The sequence below is a fragment of the Photorhabdus heterorhabditis genome (assembly GCF_001280945.1).
Taxonomy (GTDB): domain Bacteria; phylum Pseudomonadota; class Gammaproteobacteria; order Enterobacterales; family Enterobacteriaceae; genus Photorhabdus; species Photorhabdus heterorhabditis.
On the sequence record NZ_LJCS01000149.1, the window covers coordinates 1 to 1,886 of the forward strand.

2 protein-coding genes and 1 pseudogene are annotated in these 1,886 nt (G+C 42.3%); all 3 read right to left on the reverse strand.

What is annotated here, in order from left to right; genetic code table 11:
- Positions 1–265, reverse strand: a pseudogene (locus AM629_RS20955) (hypothetical protein); the annotation flags it as partial.
- Entirely contained in the window at positions 258–890 is a 633-nt protein-coding gene (locus AM629_RS20960; protein ID WP_054481726.1) for a hypothetical protein, read from the reverse strand. The pseudogene AM629_RS20955 and the gene AM629_RS20960, both read right to left, overlap by 8 nt.
- The coding region (locus AM629_RS24440) for a VENN motif pre-toxin domain-containing protein (RefSeq protein ID WP_200905782.1) at positions 880–1,886 on the reverse strand (1,007 nt) is incomplete at its 5' end. The genes AM629_RS20960 and AM629_RS24440, both read right to left, overlap by 11 nt.

The following is a 1,886-nucleotide window of genomic DNA, read 5'->3' on the forward strand; positions in this document are numbered from 1 at the left end:
TACCTCCAGCAAAAATACTTCCCACTGTTGCTCCTGATGGTAGTAGCAGTGGTGCTGCTACCGTGGACATTCCTGCTCCCCAAGCGACTAATAATCCTCTTACCGGATCTTGTCCTTCCGGGTGATCACCTTTGGCATGTTTTGACAATGCTGCCGAAATCTCTTGAGGGGATTTACCTTCATTTAGCATAGCGGTAGCCAGACTGGATGCTGACCGACCGTAATCCGCCAGCCCTTTGGGCAAGCTTAGTGCATTATTATCCACAACCTTTTGTTAGAGAAAAAATATTCTCATTCCTTCCTAGTGCAACAATCTCACAGCCAAGATCATCGAAAGCACCTAATATCATTAAAACGATTCCATTATGTTGCCAAATGAAATTTGCCCAATCTGAAATATGTCGAATTTGTGTTATATCTAACCTCTCATAAATATTTTCGTCGGGGATAAGTGCCAAATATGTTTTCTTTTCAGTTAATACTAACTTTGCCGCTGTTTTTAAATTGGAAAGATAAAAGTGACATAACCCTGATAAAGTCAAGCCCTGTGAAGACTGAACCATAACATTCTGTTTTTTTAACGCGAATTCTGTATCATTTCCTCTTGATTTTAATAATCCCCAAGCTTGTTTATACCGAGTAATAGATGTATCTGGTTGAACGCCAGATAGTTCTATATATAAACAAATAGAACTTCTATCATCATACATTTCTAGCGTCTCTACCATTTTCGTAAAAAGTGGTACAAAACCTCTTTCACGATTTATATCTAATAGTTCCCAACTTACCGCTTCAATATTCATTTCTGTAATAAATAAAGAACTAAAATTAGTGATATCGTTATTTTTACAGATATCAGTAGCATATCTAACTATCATGTCAGTAGTCATAGTGATTCCCTTTTTCATCATTAAAATGAGGCCCTCTATTCTGGGGATCGTTTATTCCAAAATCATGACCTTTGGCATCATCCCTAATTTGTATTGTTTTAGTTCCCCCTCCTGCTTTAGGAACATCAAATTCATAAATTTTTCCAGGCTGGAGCCTTCCTCGCTTATCAACATTTGGCAATACTCTATCCGGATGTTTTCCAATAGGAATTCCTGAGCGACGTTTTGCTTCATTAAATGCACCTGACCTACCTGCTCCTACAGGAGAATAGTTTTCTGGTTTTTCTCCTTTGGCCTGATAAATAAAATCATCTTTTTTCGGGCCATCAGGAATTGGGGTCACCGTCGTATTACCACCTACATCCGGCTTACCTTCCGTATTACCGGTATGATTTGACGCAACACCAGACTGGTTTTCCCCATTGCCTGTATGGTTCGGTATACTACCCGGCTCTAACTGTTGGTTTCCACCGGTATGATTAGGGTATTTCCTTATATCGTCAGACTGATTACCACCTGTATGTGTTGGCAGATTAGCTGGATCAACAACTTGAGTGTATTTATCCTGAAGTGTATTTAGGTAACTCTGTGTGATTTCATCATTTCCCATCATCTGAAGCATAATCAGATGGTCTAAGTCTTCTGAAGAAATCTTATCAGCGATTTCCTTTGCCACTATTCCGGTTATACCCGCCTTAACGCCTATCTCCAGGACTTTTTCTGCCACTTTGGCTCGACACGGAGCAGCTATTGCACACCCTTCTGTTACCAGTTTTCCCAGGAAATTATTATCGGTTGCATTCTTCCCGGCCTGCGCCCCAGTGAGGGCGCTGGCGGTGGAGTCACCGGCAATGCCGCCGGCTAATCCCGCCGCCAGGGTGGAAAGGGTGCTGATAGTTTGCTTCTGCTCCTCCGTTAACTCACTGACTTTGGCCCCATCACCGTAAAGTTGCTTAATCAGGACCTGCGCCGCCAGCTCACCCGAAGCCGCCCCGG

What these genes read in the sequence shown, in the direction of transcription:
- AM629_RS20960 (WP_054481726.1), bottom strand. Translation starts at nt 890, where the DNA reads ATGACTACTGACATGATAGTTAGATATGCTACTGATATCTGTAAAAAT.